The organism is Paenibacillus sp. FSL M7-0802 (assembly GCF_038004945.1).
Classification (GTDB): Bacteria; Bacillota; Bacilli; order Paenibacillales; family Paenibacillaceae; genus Paenibacillus; species Paenibacillus polymyxa_B.
Genome location: NZ_JBBOSD010000001.1, coordinates 2,607,017 through 2,624,281 on the forward strand (window position 1 = coordinate 2,607,017; position 17,265 = coordinate 2,624,281).

General features: G+C 47.9%; 13 protein-coding genes, 10 tRNA genes and 3 rRNA genes. 2 read left to right on the forward strand and 24 right to left on the reverse strand.

The genetic code is table 11. The features are described 5' to 3' along the window. Window positions 1–23 precede the first annotated feature (23 nt). Together MHB54_RS12160 and MHB54_RS12165 are read left to right on the forward strand one after the other, a co-directional pair. Complete coding sequence (locus tag MHB54_RS12160) at window positions 24–542, forward strand: MauE/DoxX family redox-associated membrane protein (protein ID WP_023986470.1); 519 nt, start codon at window positions 24–26, stop codon at window positions 540–542. Then, the gene (locus MHB54_RS12165; RefSeq protein WP_023986469.1) at window positions 526–942 is read left to right on the forward strand and encodes a hypothetical protein; all 417 of its coding nucleotides are present in this window, start codon (window positions 526–528) and stop codon (window positions 940–942) included. The genes MHB54_RS12160 and MHB54_RS12165 overlap by 17 nt, the downstream gene beginning before the upstream one ends. Before the next feature lie 233 nt (window positions 943–1,175). Here the strand turns inward: MHB54_RS12165 and MHB54_RS12170 are convergent, their stop codons facing one another. The 24 genes from MHB54_RS12170 to dnaX all read right to left on the reverse strand — a co-directional run bounded on the left by MHB54_RS12170 (window position 1,176) and on the right by dnaX (window position 17,166). Then, window positions 1,176–1,673, reverse strand: coding sequence for an acyltransferase (locus MHB54_RS12170; protein ID WP_023986468.1), 498 nt, complete (start codon window positions 1,671–1,673; stop codon window positions 1,176–1,178). After that, window positions 1,670–2,323 carry a pyrophosphatase PpaX gene (ppaX, locus tag MHB54_RS12175; RefSeq protein ID WP_023986467.1) on the reverse strand — a complete coding sequence of 218 codons (654 nt, stop codon included), beginning with the start codon at window positions 2,321–2,323 and terminating at the stop codon, window positions 1,670–1,672. The genes MHB54_RS12170 and ppaX overlap by 4 nt, the downstream gene beginning before the upstream one ends. Further along, on the reverse strand, window positions 2,320–3,375 hold the full coding sequence (gene lgt / locus MHB54_RS12180; protein ID WP_023986466.1) for a prolipoprotein diacylglyceryl transferase: 1,056 nt from the start codon (window positions 3,373–3,375) through the stop codon (window positions 2,320–2,322). The genes ppaX and lgt overlap by 4 nt, the downstream gene beginning before the upstream one ends. 43 nt (window positions 3,376–3,418) lie before the next feature. Beyond that, the gene (hprK, locus tag MHB54_RS12185; RefSeq protein ID WP_013308232.1) at window positions 3,419–4,357 is read right to left on the reverse strand and encodes an HPr(Ser) kinase/phosphatase; all 939 of its coding nucleotides are present in this window, start codon (window positions 4,355–4,357) and stop codon (window positions 3,419–3,421) included. A 349-nt stretch (window positions 4,358–4,706) separates the two neighbouring features. After that, window positions 4,707–5,831 carry an ABC transporter ATP-binding protein gene (locus MHB54_RS12190; RefSeq protein ID WP_023986465.1) on the reverse strand — a complete coding sequence of 375 codons (1,125 nt, stop codon included), beginning with the start codon at window positions 5,829–5,831 and terminating at the stop codon, window positions 4,707–4,709. A 103-nt stretch (window positions 5,832–5,934) separates the two neighbouring features. Next, entirely contained in the window at window positions 5,935–7,077 is a 1,143-nt protein-coding gene (locus MHB54_RS12195) for a PucR family transcriptional regulator (protein ID WP_023986464.1), read from the reverse strand. Between the two features lie 159 nt (window positions 7,078–7,236). After that, window positions 7,237–7,309 (reverse strand) — tRNA-Lys (locus MHB54_RS12200). Between the two features lie 7 nt (window positions 7,310–7,316). Continuing rightward, window positions 7,317–7,402, reverse strand: a tRNA-Tyr gene (locus tag MHB54_RS12205). 9 nt (window positions 7,403–7,411) lie between these two features. Next, window positions 7,412–7,484: transfer RNA gene (locus MHB54_RS12210), tRNA-Phe, on the reverse strand. 78 nt (window positions 7,485–7,562) lie between these two features. Next, window positions 7,563–7,639 (reverse strand) — tRNA-Asp (locus tag MHB54_RS12215). A gap of 23 nt (window positions 7,640–7,662) precedes the next feature. Continuing rightward, a tRNA-Thr gene (locus MHB54_RS12220) sits at window positions 7,663–7,738 on the reverse strand. 4 nt (window positions 7,739–7,742) lie between these two features. Beyond that, window positions 7,743–7,818: transfer RNA gene (locus tag MHB54_RS12225), tRNA-Val, on the reverse strand. Window positions 7,819–7,828: 10 nt separating this feature from the next. Further along, window positions 7,829–7,905: transfer RNA gene (locus tag MHB54_RS12230), tRNA-Met, on the reverse strand. A 31-nt stretch (window positions 7,906–7,936) separates the two neighbouring features. After that, window positions 7,937–8,028 (reverse strand) — tRNA-Ser (locus MHB54_RS12235). 128 nt (window positions 8,029–8,156) lie between these two features. Next, window positions 8,157–11,082: ribosomal RNA gene (locus tag MHB54_RS12240) — 23S ribosomal RNA — on the reverse strand. 189 nt (window positions 11,083–11,271) lie between these two features. Then, window positions 11,272–11,347, reverse strand: a tRNA-Ala gene (locus tag MHB54_RS12245). A gap of 21 nt (window positions 11,348–11,368) precedes the next feature. Further along, window positions 11,369–11,445: transfer RNA gene (locus MHB54_RS12250), tRNA-Ile, on the reverse strand. Between the two features lie 38 nt (window positions 11,446–11,483). Beyond that, a 5S ribosomal RNA gene (gene rrf, locus MHB54_RS12255) occupies window positions 11,484–11,600 on the reverse strand. A gap of 118 nt (window positions 11,601–11,718) precedes the next feature. After that, window positions 11,719–13,274: ribosomal RNA gene (locus tag MHB54_RS12260) — 16S ribosomal RNA — on the reverse strand. Together the 16S, 23S and 5S rRNA genes with 10 tRNA genes alongside form the textbook arrangement of a ribosomal RNA operon. A gap of 360 nt (window positions 13,275–13,634) precedes the next feature. Continuing rightward, window positions 13,635–13,910, reverse strand: a complete 276-nt coding sequence (locus MHB54_RS12265; protein ID WP_025719099.1) for a pro-sigmaK processing inhibitor BofA family protein — start codon at window positions 13,908–13,910, stop codon at window positions 13,635–13,637. Then, on the reverse strand, window positions 13,907–14,218 hold the full coding sequence (locus MHB54_RS12270; protein ID WP_025676300.1) for a DUF2508 family protein: 312 nt from the start codon (window positions 14,216–14,218) through the stop codon (window positions 13,907–13,909). Before MHB54_RS12270 ends, MHB54_RS12265 begins: the two co-directional genes overlap by 4 nt. A gap of 214 nt (window positions 14,219–14,432) precedes the next feature. Beyond that, window positions 14,433–15,032 (reverse strand): recombination mediator RecR, encoded by a 600-nt coding sequence (gene recR / locus MHB54_RS12275; protein WP_013308227.1) that lies wholly within the window; start codon window positions 15,030–15,032, stop codon window positions 14,433–14,435. A 27-nt stretch (window positions 15,033–15,059) separates the two neighbouring features. Continuing rightward, the gene (locus MHB54_RS12280; protein WP_013308226.1) at window positions 15,060–15,371 is read right to left on the reverse strand and encodes a YbaB/EbfC family nucleoid-associated protein; all 312 of its coding nucleotides are present in this window, start codon (window positions 15,369–15,371) and stop codon (window positions 15,060–15,062) included. A 43-nt stretch (window positions 15,372–15,414) separates the two neighbouring features. Continuing rightward, window positions 15,415–17,166, reverse strand: coding sequence for a DNA polymerase III subunit gamma/tau (dnaX, locus tag MHB54_RS12285; protein ID WP_028542567.1), 1,752 nt, complete (start codon window positions 17,164–17,166; stop codon window positions 15,415–15,417). Window positions 17,167–17,265: the final 99 nt, after the last annotated feature.

The window sequence follows — 17,265 nt, forward strand, 5'->3', positions numbered from 1 at the left end:
ACTTTTCTTAAAGGAGCATCTATATGTCAGAAACCATCGCCTTAATTTGTGATATGATCATTGCCGTTCTTTTTTTCACATCTTTTTATGCAAAAATTGGAGAAATAGAAGGGTTCAAATACGAAATTTATTCTTATCAAGTGGTCCGTTCCATGGGACTTGTTCAACTCGCTGTTTATGCGGTTCTTGCTGCTGAGTGCGTATTGTTTATTTCTTTTGCGGCTGGCATACTGGATGGGTTCAAAGAATGGGCATGTATTCTCCTCATGCTTTTTTTCAGCGTGTTTACAATACGTAAAAGAATGCGAACGGGTGTCACGACATGTGCGTGCTTCGGAGAGATGAAATGGCTGAACCGTACCCCAATTATGCGGAACATCGCTATTATTCTGATTTTACTTGTGGATCTTTTGGTTACGAGAAGTACCAATATATTTCTCGCGACAAACCTAATTCTTCTGATAGTCAGCATAGGGTTTGTGATGGAACTGGCACGAATGAAGTTCAACGAGAAGAGGGAACATTATGATTCTATGGTTTAGCGGTCTGAATCTGCTATTATTTGTACTGCTTGGAATATTCCTATGGAATCAAAAAAAGAAAGAGAATCAGCATCTGCAAAGCATCCTTGACATCGTTAAGCAGCAATCTTCCCAAAACTCAGGAGTTGTAATCTGCCTCTCCTACCATTCTTCTATGCATAAAGCTTTATGTGAACTGATTGATCACGTTTCCAAGAATAAACTGGTGATTGTATACGATGCTCCAAAATGGTTATTTCTTAGTAAGCAAAAAAAGTGGACTTCCCATTTACTAATCCCAAGCACATCCATTCCACATTTAGCAGATGAGACTAGAGTGATTAAATTTTGTGGCACTAAGTATAATATTATCAATGAAGCAACAGAGTATATTGCGCATCAATACTTACAGAATCATTGAGTAGATAATTACTTCTATTAATTCCCCTTCTCTTGATTATGCTCAAAGCTCCTTTTAAGTAAAAGGTGAATGCTAATTCAAAATAATGGGTAAACTTCGTAGATTGTCTTATCATCTAATGAGCTACAAAACTTAATTAAGGATCTATATCCTAAACATAGTTGCTCTATTTTTAAAGAAAAACAATGCAAGAAAGACCCCTTAATACATAAGGGGCCTTTCTATTGTGCTATTTACTGCTCATTCACACCAGAGCGTCTTAAATCACGTAACGGATTGCCACCCACAAATGCACCTGCGGGCACGTCTTTATGCACGACGGCTCCGGCCGCTACGATAGCTCCGTCACCGATGGTCACACCCGGCAAAATGGTTGTGTTGGCGCCGATCAACACATGATCCCCAATCACCACTTTACCAATACGATACTCCTGTATGAGGTATTCGTGAGCCAGTATCGTCGTGTTATATCCAATGACCGAATTGTTCCCTATCGTAATATGCTCCGGAAAAAAAACATCTACCATCACCATCAGGCCGAAGGCCGCATGTTGCCCCACCTTCATCCCCAGCATTCTGCGGTAAATGACGTTTTTCAGAGAAAGCACAGGACAATACCGGGCAATCTGTATAAAAATAAAGTTCTTAATGCCTTTCCAGCGGCTCACCGTCCGATAAATCTGCCACAACGCATTGGGACCTTCTACAGGATAGCGGTTCACCTTTCTCACGATACATTGACACCTTGAAGCTCCAGATTCAGCAAATCCCGCATATCATGCAACATGTAGTCTGGCCCATATCCGCGCAGAGTTTCCTCACCCTTGAGCGACCAAGCTACACCAGCCGATTTCACACCTGCTGCCTGAGCTGACAAAATATCAAAAGAACTGTCTCCGACCATCAATGTATGCTCTGCTTCAGCATTCAAACCTGCCAATGCCTTGAGCACTGGCTCAGCGTGTGGCTTTGGATGCTCCACATCGTCTACCGTCACAATATAGTCCATAGAGGAGGTCAGATTGAACAGGTTAAGTACACGTAACGTGGATGGTCGTATTTTGGTTGTCACAACCCCCAGCTTAATTCCTCGCGCACGCAACTCCTGAATAACCTCAATGACATATGGAAATGGCTTCACCATTTGATCATGATGAATCTGATTATAAGCACGATAGTCCTTAACTAACCCAGATACATCCGTTAATCCCGAAAAAGTACGGAGTTGATCGTCCAGCGTTCCACCCATATGAGGAATAATATGCTCCCGCGTCAGCGGATCAGCATCCGGATGATTCAAAATGTGTAGAAATGTGCTGATAATCAACTCATTCGTATCCATGATGGTGCCGTCTAAATCAAACAAAATCGTATTTATCATAGATGCTCCTTCTTGTCCTCGTCCGTGTCTTCCTTAGGTAGCTTATCCGTCGTAGCTGTTGGAGGAACCGCGCCCTGTCCTGGACGGGATACCTGTTCTGGCGTCACGTCAGGTACCTGATCAATCCCCGCTTTGCTGGAGATAATCGGATCGCTATACCGAGCAACAGATGTGCCCTTCCGGCGACGAACCAAAATGAAAATCACGGCGGCTACCACAATGAAAATAGGCAGCAATTGCGAGATCCGTACATTACCGTAACTCGGGTCCAGATGCCCTGGTTCAAACCCTAACCACACCATAGGAGACCACAAAGCATTCACAAAGGAAGCCAGCCAATCTGGTCCCTGAAAAGCCAAACTATCCGTCCGTACACGCTCGATGAAAAAGCGGCCAATCGAGTACCAAATGAAGTAAAACGCAAACATTTCGCCTGCACGTACAAATTTCATACGACGAATGACGAGCAGCAAAATCACACCGACAATACTCCACAGTGATTCATATAAAAATGTAGGGTGATGGAACACCCCGTTAACGTTCATCTGATTCACAATGAAATCCGGCAGATGGAGCTGATTTCGCAAAAATGTTTCTTCCGTCGGTCCACCGTAGGCTTCCTGATTGACAAAATTACCCCAGCGTCCAATCGCTTGACCGATCAGTAGGCCTGGTGCACAAATATCAGCGATACGCCAGAAGTTATACCCTTTATACCGGAAATAAATGACCGCACATATAATGGCCCCGATCAAGGCACCGTATATCGCAATACCGCCGTTCCAAATTTTGAAAACATCCCATAGATTATCTCGGTAGTCTTCCCATTTGAAGGCTACATAATAAATACGCGCTCCAATAATAGCTGATGGAACACCCAGAAGCAGCATATCCATAAAAAAGTCCTGCGGAATACCGAATCTTTTTCCTTCACGGATGGCGAGATATAAACCCACAAGCGCCGCCAGCCCCAAAATAAGCCCATACCAGTGGACCTTGATTGCCCCGATTGAAAAAGCGATCGGATTCAGCAGTAATGTTGCCGTTGACATATGTTTCTCTCACTCCTCGTTCTTCCTTGCAAACGAACAAACCTTAATCCATCTCTTCCATATCTTCAGAAATCGTAGCAGTCAGCTTGTTTGTAAATTGCAGGGCTGCATTAACGCCCATTTGTTTCAAACGATAGTTCATCGCCGCCACCTCGATAATAACAGCCAAGTTTCGGCCCGGACGAACTGGGATTGTAACCAGTGGAACATCTGTATCAATAATGCGTGTCGTTTCCTCATCGAGACCAAGACGGTCATACTGCTTGTCCTGCTGCCATGCCTCCAGACGAACAACCAATGTAATCCGCTTGTTATTACGAACTGCACCGGCCCCAAACAGCGTCATCACATTAATAATGCCCACGCCACGAATTTCCAACAGGTGACGTATCAGCTCAGGTGCTGTACCATGCAGCTGAAAATCGGACGTTTGCCGAATTTCTACCGCATCATCTGCTACCAAGCGATGTCCACGTTTAACAAGTTCCAGTGCCGTTTCACTTTTACCAATTCCGCTACTTCCTGTGATAAGCATTCCCACGCCATACACGTCACACAGTACACCATGAATGGTCGCCGTAGGAGCCAGCTTTCTTTCGAGAAAGCCTGTGATGCGGCTTGATAAAATCGTCGTCGCCATATTAGTACGCAGTACAGGAATATCTCGCTCTGCGCTCGCCTCCACTAACTCAGCCGGTACCTCCAGACCACGTGTGATGATAATACATGGAGTCAGCTCTGTACACAGACGCTCCATCCGATCCCGTCGCTCCTCAGGAGGCAGCATCCCCAGAAAAGCCAACTCAGACCTTCCCAGAAGCTGTACCCGCTCCTGTGTATGATATTCAAAATACCCGGCCATCTCCAGACCTGGGCGATTCAAATCATCCACTGTGATCAGTCTTCGCAGACCTTTTTCACCAGAAATAACTTCCATTTGAAACTGCTGTACAAGCTCGGATACCTTTACCTGTTTAGCCATTGTATTCTCCCCTTCATCTGCAACACCGGATTCTATACGTCATTTGATTTATGTAGCTTTACCCTATTAACCATACAGCCCAACGCCAGTCTATGCTGCACTGCATCAATCCACACTCCATTTGATTTAACACTATGGTTCCAGGCTAACTCTATTCCGACAGCTGGATTGATCCCATCTAGGACCCTTGCCAACGAACCTTGCCTGCATCTAGACCTGTACCATTGTACCCATCGTATCGGAATTTTCCAATGAATGCAATGCCGAAGCTAGTAGCCGTATGCGATATACAAAAAGAGTCGCAGTTCTCCGCTTGGGGAAAACTGCGACTCTCTTCCAGAGGCAAATTTTATTCGCCAACCAGAATACTCAATTCCGATTCCTTATCAAAAATATGAACCTTGTTCATATCAACAGCCAACTTCGCTTTGACACCATCACGAGTATTGGAGCGTCCGTCTACACGGGCAATAATCGTATCATTTCCGGCACCGCTCAGGTACAACAGCATTTCATGACCGAGATTTTCTGTTACATCCACAGTGGATGTAAAGATCGTATTCGGGGAAGCCTCCAAGAATACAGGCTCTTCATGAATATCCTCAGGACGGATACCCAAGATCACATCTTTGCCGATATAGCCCTTCGCTTTTAAAATCTGTCCCTTACCTTCTGGTACGAACAGATCCAGACCTGGCGCATTAAAGTGCAATGCACCTTCTTTTTCAACCAGCTTACCTGTGATAAAGTTCATCGTAGGAGAGCCGATAAAACCAGCTACGAACAGATTCACTGGACGGTTATACAGTTCATCTGGGGATGCAGCTTGTTGGATAATACCATCCTTCATAACGACAATCCGGTCACCCATCGTCATGGCTTCGACCTGGTCATGGGTTACGTAGATAACAGTCGTCTCCAGACGCTTAGCCAGCTTCGTGATTTCCGCACGCATCTGACCACGCAGCTTGGCATCCAAGTTGGACAGTGGCTCATCCATCAAGAACACTTGCGGGTCACGCACAATCGCACGTCCCAAGGCAACACGCTGACGCTGACCACCTGATAACGCTTTCGGCTTGCGATCCAGCAGATGCTCAATATCAAGGATTTTAGCCGCTTCACGTACACGTTTGTCAATTTCTTCTTTCTTCACCTTACGGAGCTTCAGACCAAAAGCCATGTTTTGGTATACATTCATATGCGGATACAAGGCATAGGATTGGAATACCATCGCGATATCGCGGTCCTTTGGAGCCACGTCGTTCACAACACGATCTCCAATGTACAATTTACCGTCTGAAATTTCCTCCAGACCAGCGATCATACGGAGCGTAGTAGATTTACCACAACCGGAAGGACCAACCAATACGAGAAACTCTTTATCTTGAATGTCCAAATTGACATCAACAACCGTAGCTTTATCTGCACCCGGATATTTTTTGAAAATATGCTCTAAACGTACACCAGCCATAGCTTTTGCCTCCCTAAGATCAAGTTATGAAATCGAATACATTTCTTACTTGTATCTTACCCTAGTACACGTAGCGTGGCTATTCGCAAACTGCACAAAAATGCTATTTTCTTTTTGTCACTTTGTACAATAGGAGATAGAGCTTGACCAAAACTGCATCATTAAACGTCCGCACGTCCAATCCGGTCTCCTGTTTGATCTTGTCCAAACGGTAAATCAACGTATTTCGATGCACATACAGACGCTTAGCTGTCTCACTCACATTACAATCCAATTGAAAAAAGATATCTAATGTAGCCATCGTTTCTGAGTCTTCCAGTATGACAGATGATTTCATTACCTGCTCTAAAAATAGTACGCGTTGTTCCTTGGGAATGCGGTTTAACAGCCTTTCTAAATGAAGCTCCCATGAAAAGTGGATGTGCTCTGTTACATGAAAAATCTTGCCCAGATGTATCGTCTCCCATAATAAATTCAACTCTTGGGGAAGACTTTGCAAAGGGATCGAAGGCTTAGAAACCGCCAAATGGAATACACCCACCCACTCATTCGCAATAAGCTCATATAGGCCCAAGCTAAAAGCCGTAAGAACCTCCTCCAGCGATTCCGTAAAATCTGCATCCCTGGACTCAGTGTCTTTATCCCGTTCATCGTCAGCTCCTAATAAAAGCTCCTTTTTAGCCATAATCAGCCAAGACTGTTCGTCCAATGGAGTAAGTAACACATCCCCTCCAAAATAGCTCGCGAACAATCGATGAAGCTGCGTATAAGTAATAGCCCCCTCCTGTGTTCCCTCGCCATTCAGTAAAATCGGAACCATACACGCTGATAGCGAATCACGAAGCTGCAATTCATCAGGAACCTCTTCTTCCCTGTTTAAATTGGCAGCCTGCTGTATGAGCCATTGTCCAAAACGATTCATCCGCTCTTCCTCGCTATAAATCGGGTTGTCCGACAATTGTGGACCGTTCTGCCAGACCTGCTCCATGTTCCCCAATAGCGCTTCTACCAGTTTCCGTTCTCGATCCGTCAAATATCTGGCCTCTACCACAAAGGCAGCCAGTTCACCTGCCGACGCACGAAACGGAAAATATAACTTGTTGTCACGGACAAACGATCTATCCGGAATAACTGAATCGGCTGTCTCTCCTTCTGCCATCATTTCCGGGCACCAAGGCACTATGGTAAAAGGCGCTTGAATAATATTCTGAAGCTGTTGCTGAATCCATTCTGTATCCAGAGTCACGCGATCACCACTTCACTTTTTTTAGAATATAGAATAAGCACTGAGCGAACATAATGAACTCATTATAACCTGTCGATACCGTAAAATAAAAAAGCTATATAAAAACATAACTTAAAACAATACAAAAAAAGCCATCAACCTATAGTTGATGACTTCTGATGAGCCATGAAGGACTCGAACCTTCGACACCCTGATTAAAAGTCAGGTGCTCTACCAACTGAGCTAATGGCTCGTAAAACTGGTGGAGGATGATGGATTCGAACCACCGAACCCGTAAGGGAGCAGATTTACAGTCTGATGCGTTTGGCCACTTCGCTAATCCTCCATATAAAGGTGGCTCGGGACGGAATCGAACCGCCGACACGAGGATTTTCAGTCCTCTGCTCTACCGACTGAGCTACCGAGCCATACCCATTAACAAAAAAATAAAGTGCGGAGGGATACCCCTTCCCACTTTAGTACGGAAAAACTATTGAATTGAAAAATGGCGGAACTGACGGGATTCGAACCCGCGATCTCCTGCGTGACAGGCAGGCATGTTAGGCCTCTACACCACAGTTCCCTAGATTTTTCAAAATTCAAAAATGGTGCCGGCGAGAGGACTTGAACCCCCAACCTACTGATTACAAGTCAGTTGCTCTACCAGTTGAGCTACACCGGCACAATGGTGGAGGCTGAGGGGATCGAACCCCCGACCCTCTGCTTGTAAGGCAGATGCTCTCCCAGCTGAGCTAAGCCTCCTGGGTATGTATGGTAGCGGCGGAGGGGATCGAACCCCCGACCTCACGGGTATGAACCGTACGCTCTAGCCAGCTGAGCTACACCGCCATAACATAATATTTCGCTAGCTTGTCCTAAATGGCGGAGAGAGAGGGATTCGAACCCTCGCACCACTTTCGCAGTCTAACCCCTTAGCAGAGGGTCCCCTTATAGCCACTTGGGTATCTCTCCATATAAATGGACTCGCTTAGCAAAATTCCGCAAGTTATTCTTTAAATCAACAAAGTGATTTGGAATATCAAGCGCAATTTCAAGGTTACACCCTGAAAACTGGATCCGAAACTCATTTGCGTTTTATTTAGGATAAGCCCTCGACCGATTAGTATTGGTCAGCTCCATGCATTACTGCACTTCCACCCCCAACCTATCTACCTCGTCGTCTTCAAGGGGTCTTACTAATTGGGAAATCTCATCTTGAGGGGGGCTTCACGCTTAGATGCTTTCAGCGCTTATCCCTTCCGTACATAGCTACCCAGCGGTGCTCCTGGCGGAACAACTGGTACACCAGCGGTACGTCCATCCCGGTCCTCTCGTACTAAGGACAGCTCCTCTCAAATTTCCTACGCCCACGACAGATAGGGACCGAACTGTCTCACGACGTTCTGAACCCAGCTCGCGTACCGCTTTAATGGGCGAACAGCCCAACCCTTGGGACCTACTTCAGCCCCAGGATGCGATGAGCCGACATCGAGGTGCCAAACCTCCCCGTCGATGTGGACTCTTGGGGGAGATAAGCCTGTTATCCCCAGGGTAGCTTTTATCCGTTGAGCGATGGCCCTTCCATGCGGTACCACCGGATCACTAAGCCCGACTTTCGTCCCTGCTCGACTTGTAGGTCTCGCAGTCAAGCTCCCTTCTGCCTTTGCACTCTTCGAATGATTTCCAACCATTCTGAGGGAACCTTGGGGCGCCTCCGTTACTCTTTAGGAGGCGACCGCCCCAGTCAAACTGCCCACCTGACACTGTCCTCGCACCGGATCACGGTACCAAGTTAGAACCTAGATACGATCAGGGTGGTATCCCAAGGATGCCTCCTCTCAAGCTGGCGCTCAAGATTCAACGGCTCCCACCTATCCTGTACAGATCGTACCCAAATTCAATATCAAGCTGCAGTAAAGCTCCATGGGGTCTTTCCGTCTTGTCGCGGGTAACCTGCATCTTCACAGGTATTAAAATTTCACCGGATCTCTCGTTGAGACAGCGCCCAAGTCGTTACGCCATTCGTGCGGGTCAGAATTTACCTGACAAGGAATTTCGCTACCTTAGGACCGTTATAGTTACGGCCGCCGTTTACTGGGGCTTCGGTTCATAGCTTCGCCCGAAGGCTTACCACTCCCCTTAACCTTCCAGCACCGGGCAGGCGTCAGCCCGTATACTTCGCCTTGCGGCTTCGCACAGACCTGTGTTTTTGCTAAACAGTCGCTTGGGCCTTTTCACTGCGGCCCCCTCGGGCTATTCACCCTACCGAGGCACCCCTTCTCCCGAAGTTACGGGGTCATTTTGCCGAGTTCCTTAACGAGAGTTCTTCCGCGCGCCTTAGAATTCTCTTCTCGCCTACCTGTGTCGGTTTGCGGTACGGGCACCTTCTCCTGGCTAGAGGCTTTTCTTGGCAGTCTGAGATCATGACCTTCGCTACTATAATTTTCGCTCCCCATCACAGCCCAGCCTTAACGATGTGCGGATTTGCCTACACACCAGCCTCACTGCTTAGACGGACATCCATCAGTCCGCGTCACTACCCTACTGCGTCACCCCATTGCTCATAACGGATTACGGTGGTACAGGAATTTCGACCTGTTGTCCTTCGACTACGCCTATCGGCCTCGCCTTAGGTCCCGACTTACCCTGAGCGGACGAACCTTCCTCAGGAACCCTTAGGCTTTCGGCGGATCTGATTCTCACAGATCTTTTCGTTACTCATACCGGCATTCTCACTTGAATGCAGTCCAGCGCTCCTTACGGTACACCTTCAACCCGCATTCAACGCTCCCCTACCCCTGATGCAAGCATCAAGCCATAGCTTCGGTGGTGTGTTTAGCCCCGTTACATTTTCGGCGCAGAGTCACTCGACCAGTGAGCTATTACGCACTCTTTCAATGGTGGCTGCTTCTAAGCCAACATCCTGGTTGTCTGTGCAACTCCACATCCTTTCCCACTTAACACACACTTGGGGACCTTAGCTGATGGTCTGGGCTGTTTCCCTTTCGACAATGGATCTTAGCACTCACTGTCTGACTCCCGGAACTAAATCTATGGCATTCGGAGTTTGACTGAGCTTGGTAACCCTTGCGGGCCCCGCACCCAATCAGTGCTCTACCTCCACGATTCTTTTTTCCGAGGCTAGCCCTAAAGCTATTTCGGGGAGAACCAGCTATCTCCGGGTTCGATTGGAATTTCTCCGCTACCCCCACCTCATCCCCGCATTTTTCAACATGCGTGGGTTCGGGCCTCCAGTGCGTGTTACCGCACCTTCACCCTGGACAGGGGTAGATCACCCGGTTTCGGGTCTACGTCCACGTACTCATTCGCCCTATTCAGACTCGCTTTCGCTGCGGCTTCAGCTCTTCACCTTAACCTTGCACGGGAACGTAACTCGCCGGTTCATTCTACAAAAGGCACGCCATCACCCATAGATCGGGCTCTGACTTCTTGTAAGCACACGGTTTCAGGATCTATTTCACTCCCCTTCCGGGGTGCTTTTCACCTTTCCCTCACGGTACTGCTTCACTATCGGTCGCCAGGGAGTATTTAGCCTTGGCAGATGGTCCTGCCGGATTCATACGGGGTTTCACGTGCCCCGCACTACTCGGGATCCGTCTCGGAGAGAACAAGTTTTGAACTACAGGGCTTTTACCTTCTCTGGCGGGCCTTTCCAGACCTCTTCATCTAACCGGTTCCTTTGTAACTCCATGTGAGACGTCCCACAACCCCAAGGAGCAAGCTCCTTGGTTTGGGCTAATCCGCGTTCGCTCGCCGCTACTGACGGAATCACTATTGTTTTCTCTTCCTCAGGGTACTTAGATGTTTCAGTTCCCCTGGTCTGCCTCTATTCTGCCTATGTATTCAGCAGAAAGTGACTGTCGATGAAGACAGCCGGGTTTCCCCATTCGGACATCCCCGGATCAAAGCTTGCTTACAGCTCCCCGAGGCCTTATCGTTGTTCGCCACGTCCTTCGTCGGCTCCTGGCGCCTAGGCATCCTCCGTGTGCTCTTTGTAGCTTAACCTAGACTTTTCTTTCAAAGAAAGAAAATGTCGATGTTCGATAAAGAATGATTTTTGCCAAAGGCAAAAGATCTTTCCTTACCTGCTACCTTTATTTCACTTGTTTACACAAGATCAGCTTAAAGGAATATTCTAAAACGCAATTTCGTTTCGGTATCCAGTTTTCAAGGTGCAATGATAATAAATCTTTTTGGTGGAGCCAAGCGGGATCGAACCGCTGACCTCCTGCTTGCAAGGCAGGCGCTCTCCCAGCTGAGCTATGGCCCCAAAAGTAAATATAAAGTTATATGGTGGGCCCTAGTGGACTCGAACCACCGACCTCACCCTTATCAGGGGTGCGCTCTAACCAGCTGAGCTAAGGGCCCATAATAAACCACCAAAGAAGTTCTTCTTTAGTGGTTGCGCTTGGCGACGTCCTACTCTCCCAGGACCCTGCGGTCCAAGTACCATCGGCGCTGGAGGGCTTAACGGTCGTGTTCGGGATGGGTACGTGTGGAACCCCTCCGCTATCGCCACCAAACGTTCGAGAGTTTGAGCTCTCAAAACTGAGCAACGAGTGAGTAACAGGCCTAAACCTGAGTTTTGAAGCTTATGCTTCATATTTGAATGTTTCCATTGCAGGAAACGATTCTCCATAGAAAGGAGGTGATCCAGCCGCACCTTCCGATACGGCTACCTTGTTACGACTTCACCCCAATCATCTACCCCACCTTCGGCGGCTGGCTCCCTTGCGGGTTACCCCACCGACTTCGGGTGTTGTAAACTCTCGTGGTGTGACGGGCGGTGTGTACAAGACCCGGGAACGTATTCACCGCGGCATGCTGATCCGCGATTACTAGCAATTCCGACTTCATGTAGGCGAGTTGCAGCCTACAATCCGAACTGAGACCGGCTTTTCTAGGATTGGCTCCACCTCGCGATTTCGCTTCCCGTTGTACCGGCCATTGTAGTACGTGTGTAGCCCAGGTCATAAGGGGCATGATGATTTGACGTCATCCCCACCTTCCTCCGGTTTGTCACCGGCAGTCTGCTTAGAGTGCCCAGCTTGACCTGCTGGCAACTAAGCATAAGGGTTGCGCTCGTTGCGGGACTTAACCCAACATCTCACGACACGAGCTGACGACAACCATGCACCACCTGTCTCCTCTGTCCCGAAGGAAAGGCCTATCTCTAGACCGGTCAGAGGGATGTCAAGACCTGGTAAGGTTCTTCGCGTTGCTTCGAATTAAACCACATACTCCACTGCTTGTGCGGGTCCCCGTCAATTCCTTTGAGTTTCAGTCTTGCGACCGTACTCCCCAGGCGGAATGCTTAATGTGTTAACTTCGGCACCAAGGGTATCGAAACCCCTAACACCTAGCATTCATCGTTTACGGCGTGGACTACCAGGGTATCTAATCCTGTTTGCTCCCCACGCTTTCGCGCCTCAGCGTCAGTTACAGCCCAGAGAGTCGCCTTCGCCACTGGTGTTCCTCCACATATCTACGCATTTCACCGCTACACGTGGAATTCCACTCTCCTCTTCTGCACTCAAGCTCCCCAGTTTCCAGTGCGACCCGAAGTTGAGCCTCGGGATTAAACACCAGACTTAAAGAGCCGCCTGCGCGCGCTTTACGCCCAATAATTCCGGACAACGCTTGCCCCCTACGTATTACCGCGGCTGCTGGCACGTAGTTAGCCGGGGCTTTCTTCTCAGGTACCGTCACTCTTGTAGCAGTTACTCTACAAGACGTTCTTCCCTGGCAACAGAGCTTTACGATCCGAAAACCTTCATCACTCACGCGGCGTTGCTCCGTCAGGCTTTCGCCCATTGCGGAAGATTCCCTACTGCTGCCTCCCGTAGGAGTCTGGGCCGTGTCTCAGTCCCAGTGTGGCCGATCACCCTCTCAGGTCGGCTACGCATCGTCGCCTTGGTAGGCCTTTACCCCACCAACTAGCTAATGCGCCGCAGGCCCATCCACAAGTGACAGATTGCTCCGTCTTTCCTCCTTCTCCCATGCAGGAAAAGGATGTATCGGGTATTAGCTACCGTTTCCGGTAGTTATCCCTGTCTTGTGGGCAGGTTGCCTACGTGTTACTCACCCGTCCGCCGCTAGGTTGATTAGAAGCAAGCTTCTAATCAACCCCGCTCGACTTGCATGTATTAGGCACGCCGCCAGCGTTCGTCCTGAGCCAGGATCAAACTCTCCATTAAAGACCAACCGAAGCTGGTTTATAGAAAGAGCGATAAGCTCATTTTGAAACTGACGAGATAAAAATATCTCTTGTTTGATTTTGCGAACAAAATCGTTTTACTCACTCGTTGTTCAGTTTTCAAAGATCAAACCTGCATTATGTCTTACTTTGTTTCACCACCGCATCTCAGCGGCGACTTGATTAATATAACACACATTCAGGATTTAAGTCAACACTTTTTTAAAATTATTTTTTAATTTCATTCAAATGTTGTTCTCACAAAAAATTCCCGGGCTTTAAGGGCCGAGAATTAATGTATCACATTTTTGAATTCGCCGTCAACTATATTTTAAAAATAGAAACAATAACATTTAAGTTTTCATATGGCCTGTCCGAATAATACTATTTTCAATCCCAGTAAAAGGACAATCCCAGGTAAACCTAATATCGTTACCGCCCCCATTGTCACTGGATTGATCGGGATGTACACCTGCGTAATCCACCCTGAATAATTGATAACATACAATGCGATGGCTGCCAGGCCCATATGCGCCCCGAATACTACAAGCCAGCCGATACCCAAACGTTTTTTTAAGATTAGAAATAGTAGCATCCCGACACAGGCAATCAGAACAAGCCAGACCGCCCCTTTCATTCAGCTCTCCGCTTGTGAACACGATCCGTATCATTGGCATACCCAGGTTCATCTGCAGGCAGATGGAAACGATGCAGGCCTTGCTGTTTCGCGCTTTTTAAATGTATCTGATATTTACGTTCTGCAGCTTCTAGAACAAATATAGCGTAGTCGATCTCATCTTTACCCGTAGCTTCATGAAATAAACGATGCGCTCTTAGCCATTCCGCATGCGAAGCCCGAATCTGGGCAAACAACTCCTGCCGATACTCCGCTTCTGATTTGCCATTCTCCTGACGACGGAAATTTTGTTTCATCCGTTCCCACATCCGTTCATCCTCCTCACAAGCTGAATTATGTGCACAGTCTGCAAGACTACCTTATTCATACTTATTGAACTAAGGACAAACTTAGAACCAGGAACGATCTATACTGCCATCTATCACGGCAAATAAAAAAGGAGCCGTAGCGGCTCCCCCAAGTAAGTCGAGAATGCCCAAAGGACATTTCAGACTCCCTATTTATAACGTATAAATACACCTATTAATTGAGCTCTCTACGGCCTTCCAACGCTTTGGACAGGGTAACCTCGTCGGCATACTCCAAATCTCCACCCACTGGCAATCCATGAGCAATACGAGTAACCTTGATTTCAAAAGGACGCACTAGCCGAGAAATGTACATGGCCGTGGCCTCTCCTTCAATGTTCGGGTTCGTAGCTAAAATCAGCTCCTTGACGCGTTCATCACTGAGTCTGTTCAGCAATTCCTTGAGTTTGATATCCTCAGGACCAATTCCCTCCATAGGAGATATCGCCCCATGAAGCACATGGTAGAAACCATTAAACTCTTTGGTACGCTCCATAGCCACCAAATCCTTGGAATCCTGAACAACACAAATGACGGAGGTATCCCTCGTCTTATCCTGACAGATCCGACAAGGATCTGTGTCCGTAATGTTGCCGCAGACTGAACAGAAGTGAAGATTGCGTTTTACATTGACCAGCGCTTTGGCAAAGTCAATCACATCATCTTCCTTCATTTTCAGTACGTGAAAAGCCAACCGGGCAGCCGTCTTCGGCCCTACTCCCGGCAGGCGCGTAAAAGCATCAATTAGCTTTGCAATCGGCTCCGGATAATACAATAGCGTGTTTCTCCTTTATGCAGCAGACTAGAACAAGCCCGGAATTTTCATGCCGCCTGTAAATTTACCCATATCATCATTAGCCAGTTCATCTGCTTTGGACAAAGCATCATTGACAGCAGTCAGCACAAGATCTTGCAGCATTTCTACATCATCAGGATCTACAGCTTCCGGTTTGATCGTGATGGACAACACTTTTTTATGTCCATTTACCTCCACCGTCACAACACCGCCGCCAGAAGTTCCTTCGATTACTTTTCCGCCAAGCTCCTCTTGGGCTTTCAGCATTTGTTCCTGCATTTTTTTCACTTGCTTCATCATTTGGTTCATATTGTTCATTTCAATCATCTCCTTTAATGAAGTATACATCTAGAAACTTGATTCAATCTTTAATGACTACTAGGTCTTCCCCGAAAAGTTGAATAGCTTCATCAATCCAGGGCTCCTTGGACTTTCCCGGCGCATCATGCTCCGGCTCCAGTTGCAATTCTTCGGCAGGCTGGTCGGAAACTCCTTCAATCGCAGCATTCCAATCCTTTTGCATCATCGTTACTAAACGATAAGGATGACCCAACTGCTCATGCAATACCTTCTCGATGACCTGCTTATTGGCAGGCTTTTCGGTAGTTTCACGATGAATATTGTTCTTAAATGCAACCAGCACACTGTCCTCTAACACAGAAACTGGCTCACCATCCATAAACCAAGCATGAACCGTAACTTTTGCCTCTTTTACCCCTTGCAAAATCTGGCTCCACTTACGTCCTGCTGCTGCGAATGCTTCGCTCGACTTCTCAGCGATATAGCGATCCAACTGAGAAGGAAGCTTGGCTGGCGCTGAAATCCGCGGAGCAGGGGCACGCCCCCCGGAAGCCTGACGACCACCCGACGATGCTTCCTGTCCCGCTCCAGCGCCCAATCCACCTTGCAGCGCGCGCTCCAGTTTCTTTTCCAGCTCAGCAAGCTGACGCTTCAACATTACCACATCTTCCTGATCAGCTGCAGCGCCAGAGCGTTGTGCGGTCGGCTGAGCAACAGTTCCTGCTTCCCCCGGAATACTGCACAGCTTCAATAGAGCTACCTCAAACAAGGTTTGTGGCTGTACGGCATATTTCATCTCGCTCTGATAACGATTAAGGGTGTCAATCATCGCAAAGAGTTGCTCCTTGGTAAAAGCATCTGCCACTTCCTTAAATCGCTCTGGATCCAGCACTCGCTCCGTCATTTTGGTCGCCTGAGGCACCATCTTGATCATTAGCAGATCTCGGAAATAGTACAGAAGATTCTCCATGCACTTATCCGCACTTTTACCTTCCTGCATAAAGTTCTCGATCATTTGGAGCACCGTGCCCACATCTTCTTTCAGCAATGCCAAGGCAAGCTTACCGAATTGCTCGGACGCAATACCTCCCGTCATATCCAGCACCTGCTGATAAGTAACCCGACCATCTGTAAACGAGGATATCTGATCTAAAACGCTAACCGCATCTCGCATCCCACCATCTGAAAGACGCGCAATGTACTGCAGTGCATCCGAATCAGCCTGTATGTTCTCCTGTTGACATATCAGGTCAAGCCGCTCTGTCTGTTCTTCCAGCGATACCCGCCGGAAGTCAAACCGCTGGCAACGTGAAATAATTGTTGCCGGAATCCGATGTGGTTCAGTCGTAGCCAATATGAACATCACGTGTGGCGGCGGCTCTTCCAGCGTCTTGAGCAGCGCATTGAACGCTTCCGTCGTCAGCATGTGCACTTCATCAATGATATAAACCTTGTGCCGCACTTCTGTGGGCGCATATTTGACTTTATCGCGCAAATCACGAATCTCTTCAACGCCCCGGTTAGAGGCTGCATCAATCTCCTGTACATCCATGACCGCTCCGGCCGTGATCCGTTTACAGGCTTCGCATTCGTTGCAAGGTTCCGGCGCAGGTCCATGCTCACAGTTGATTGCCTTGGCCAAAATTTTGGCCGCACTCGTCTTACCTGTTCCTCGTGGACCGCTGAACAGGTAGGCATGGGACGTGCGATTTTCGCGGATGGCATTCTGCAATGTCTGGATAATATGCTGTTGTCCTACCATGTCCTTGAAAGCCTGCGGCCGCCAAGCACGGTACAACGCTATATGTTCCAATGCGCGTTACCCTCTTTCCCATTCACTTTCATGACCATTCATGGTCACTTCATTATACTATACTCCCGTCCGAATCTAAACCAGACACCTTCCAATTTA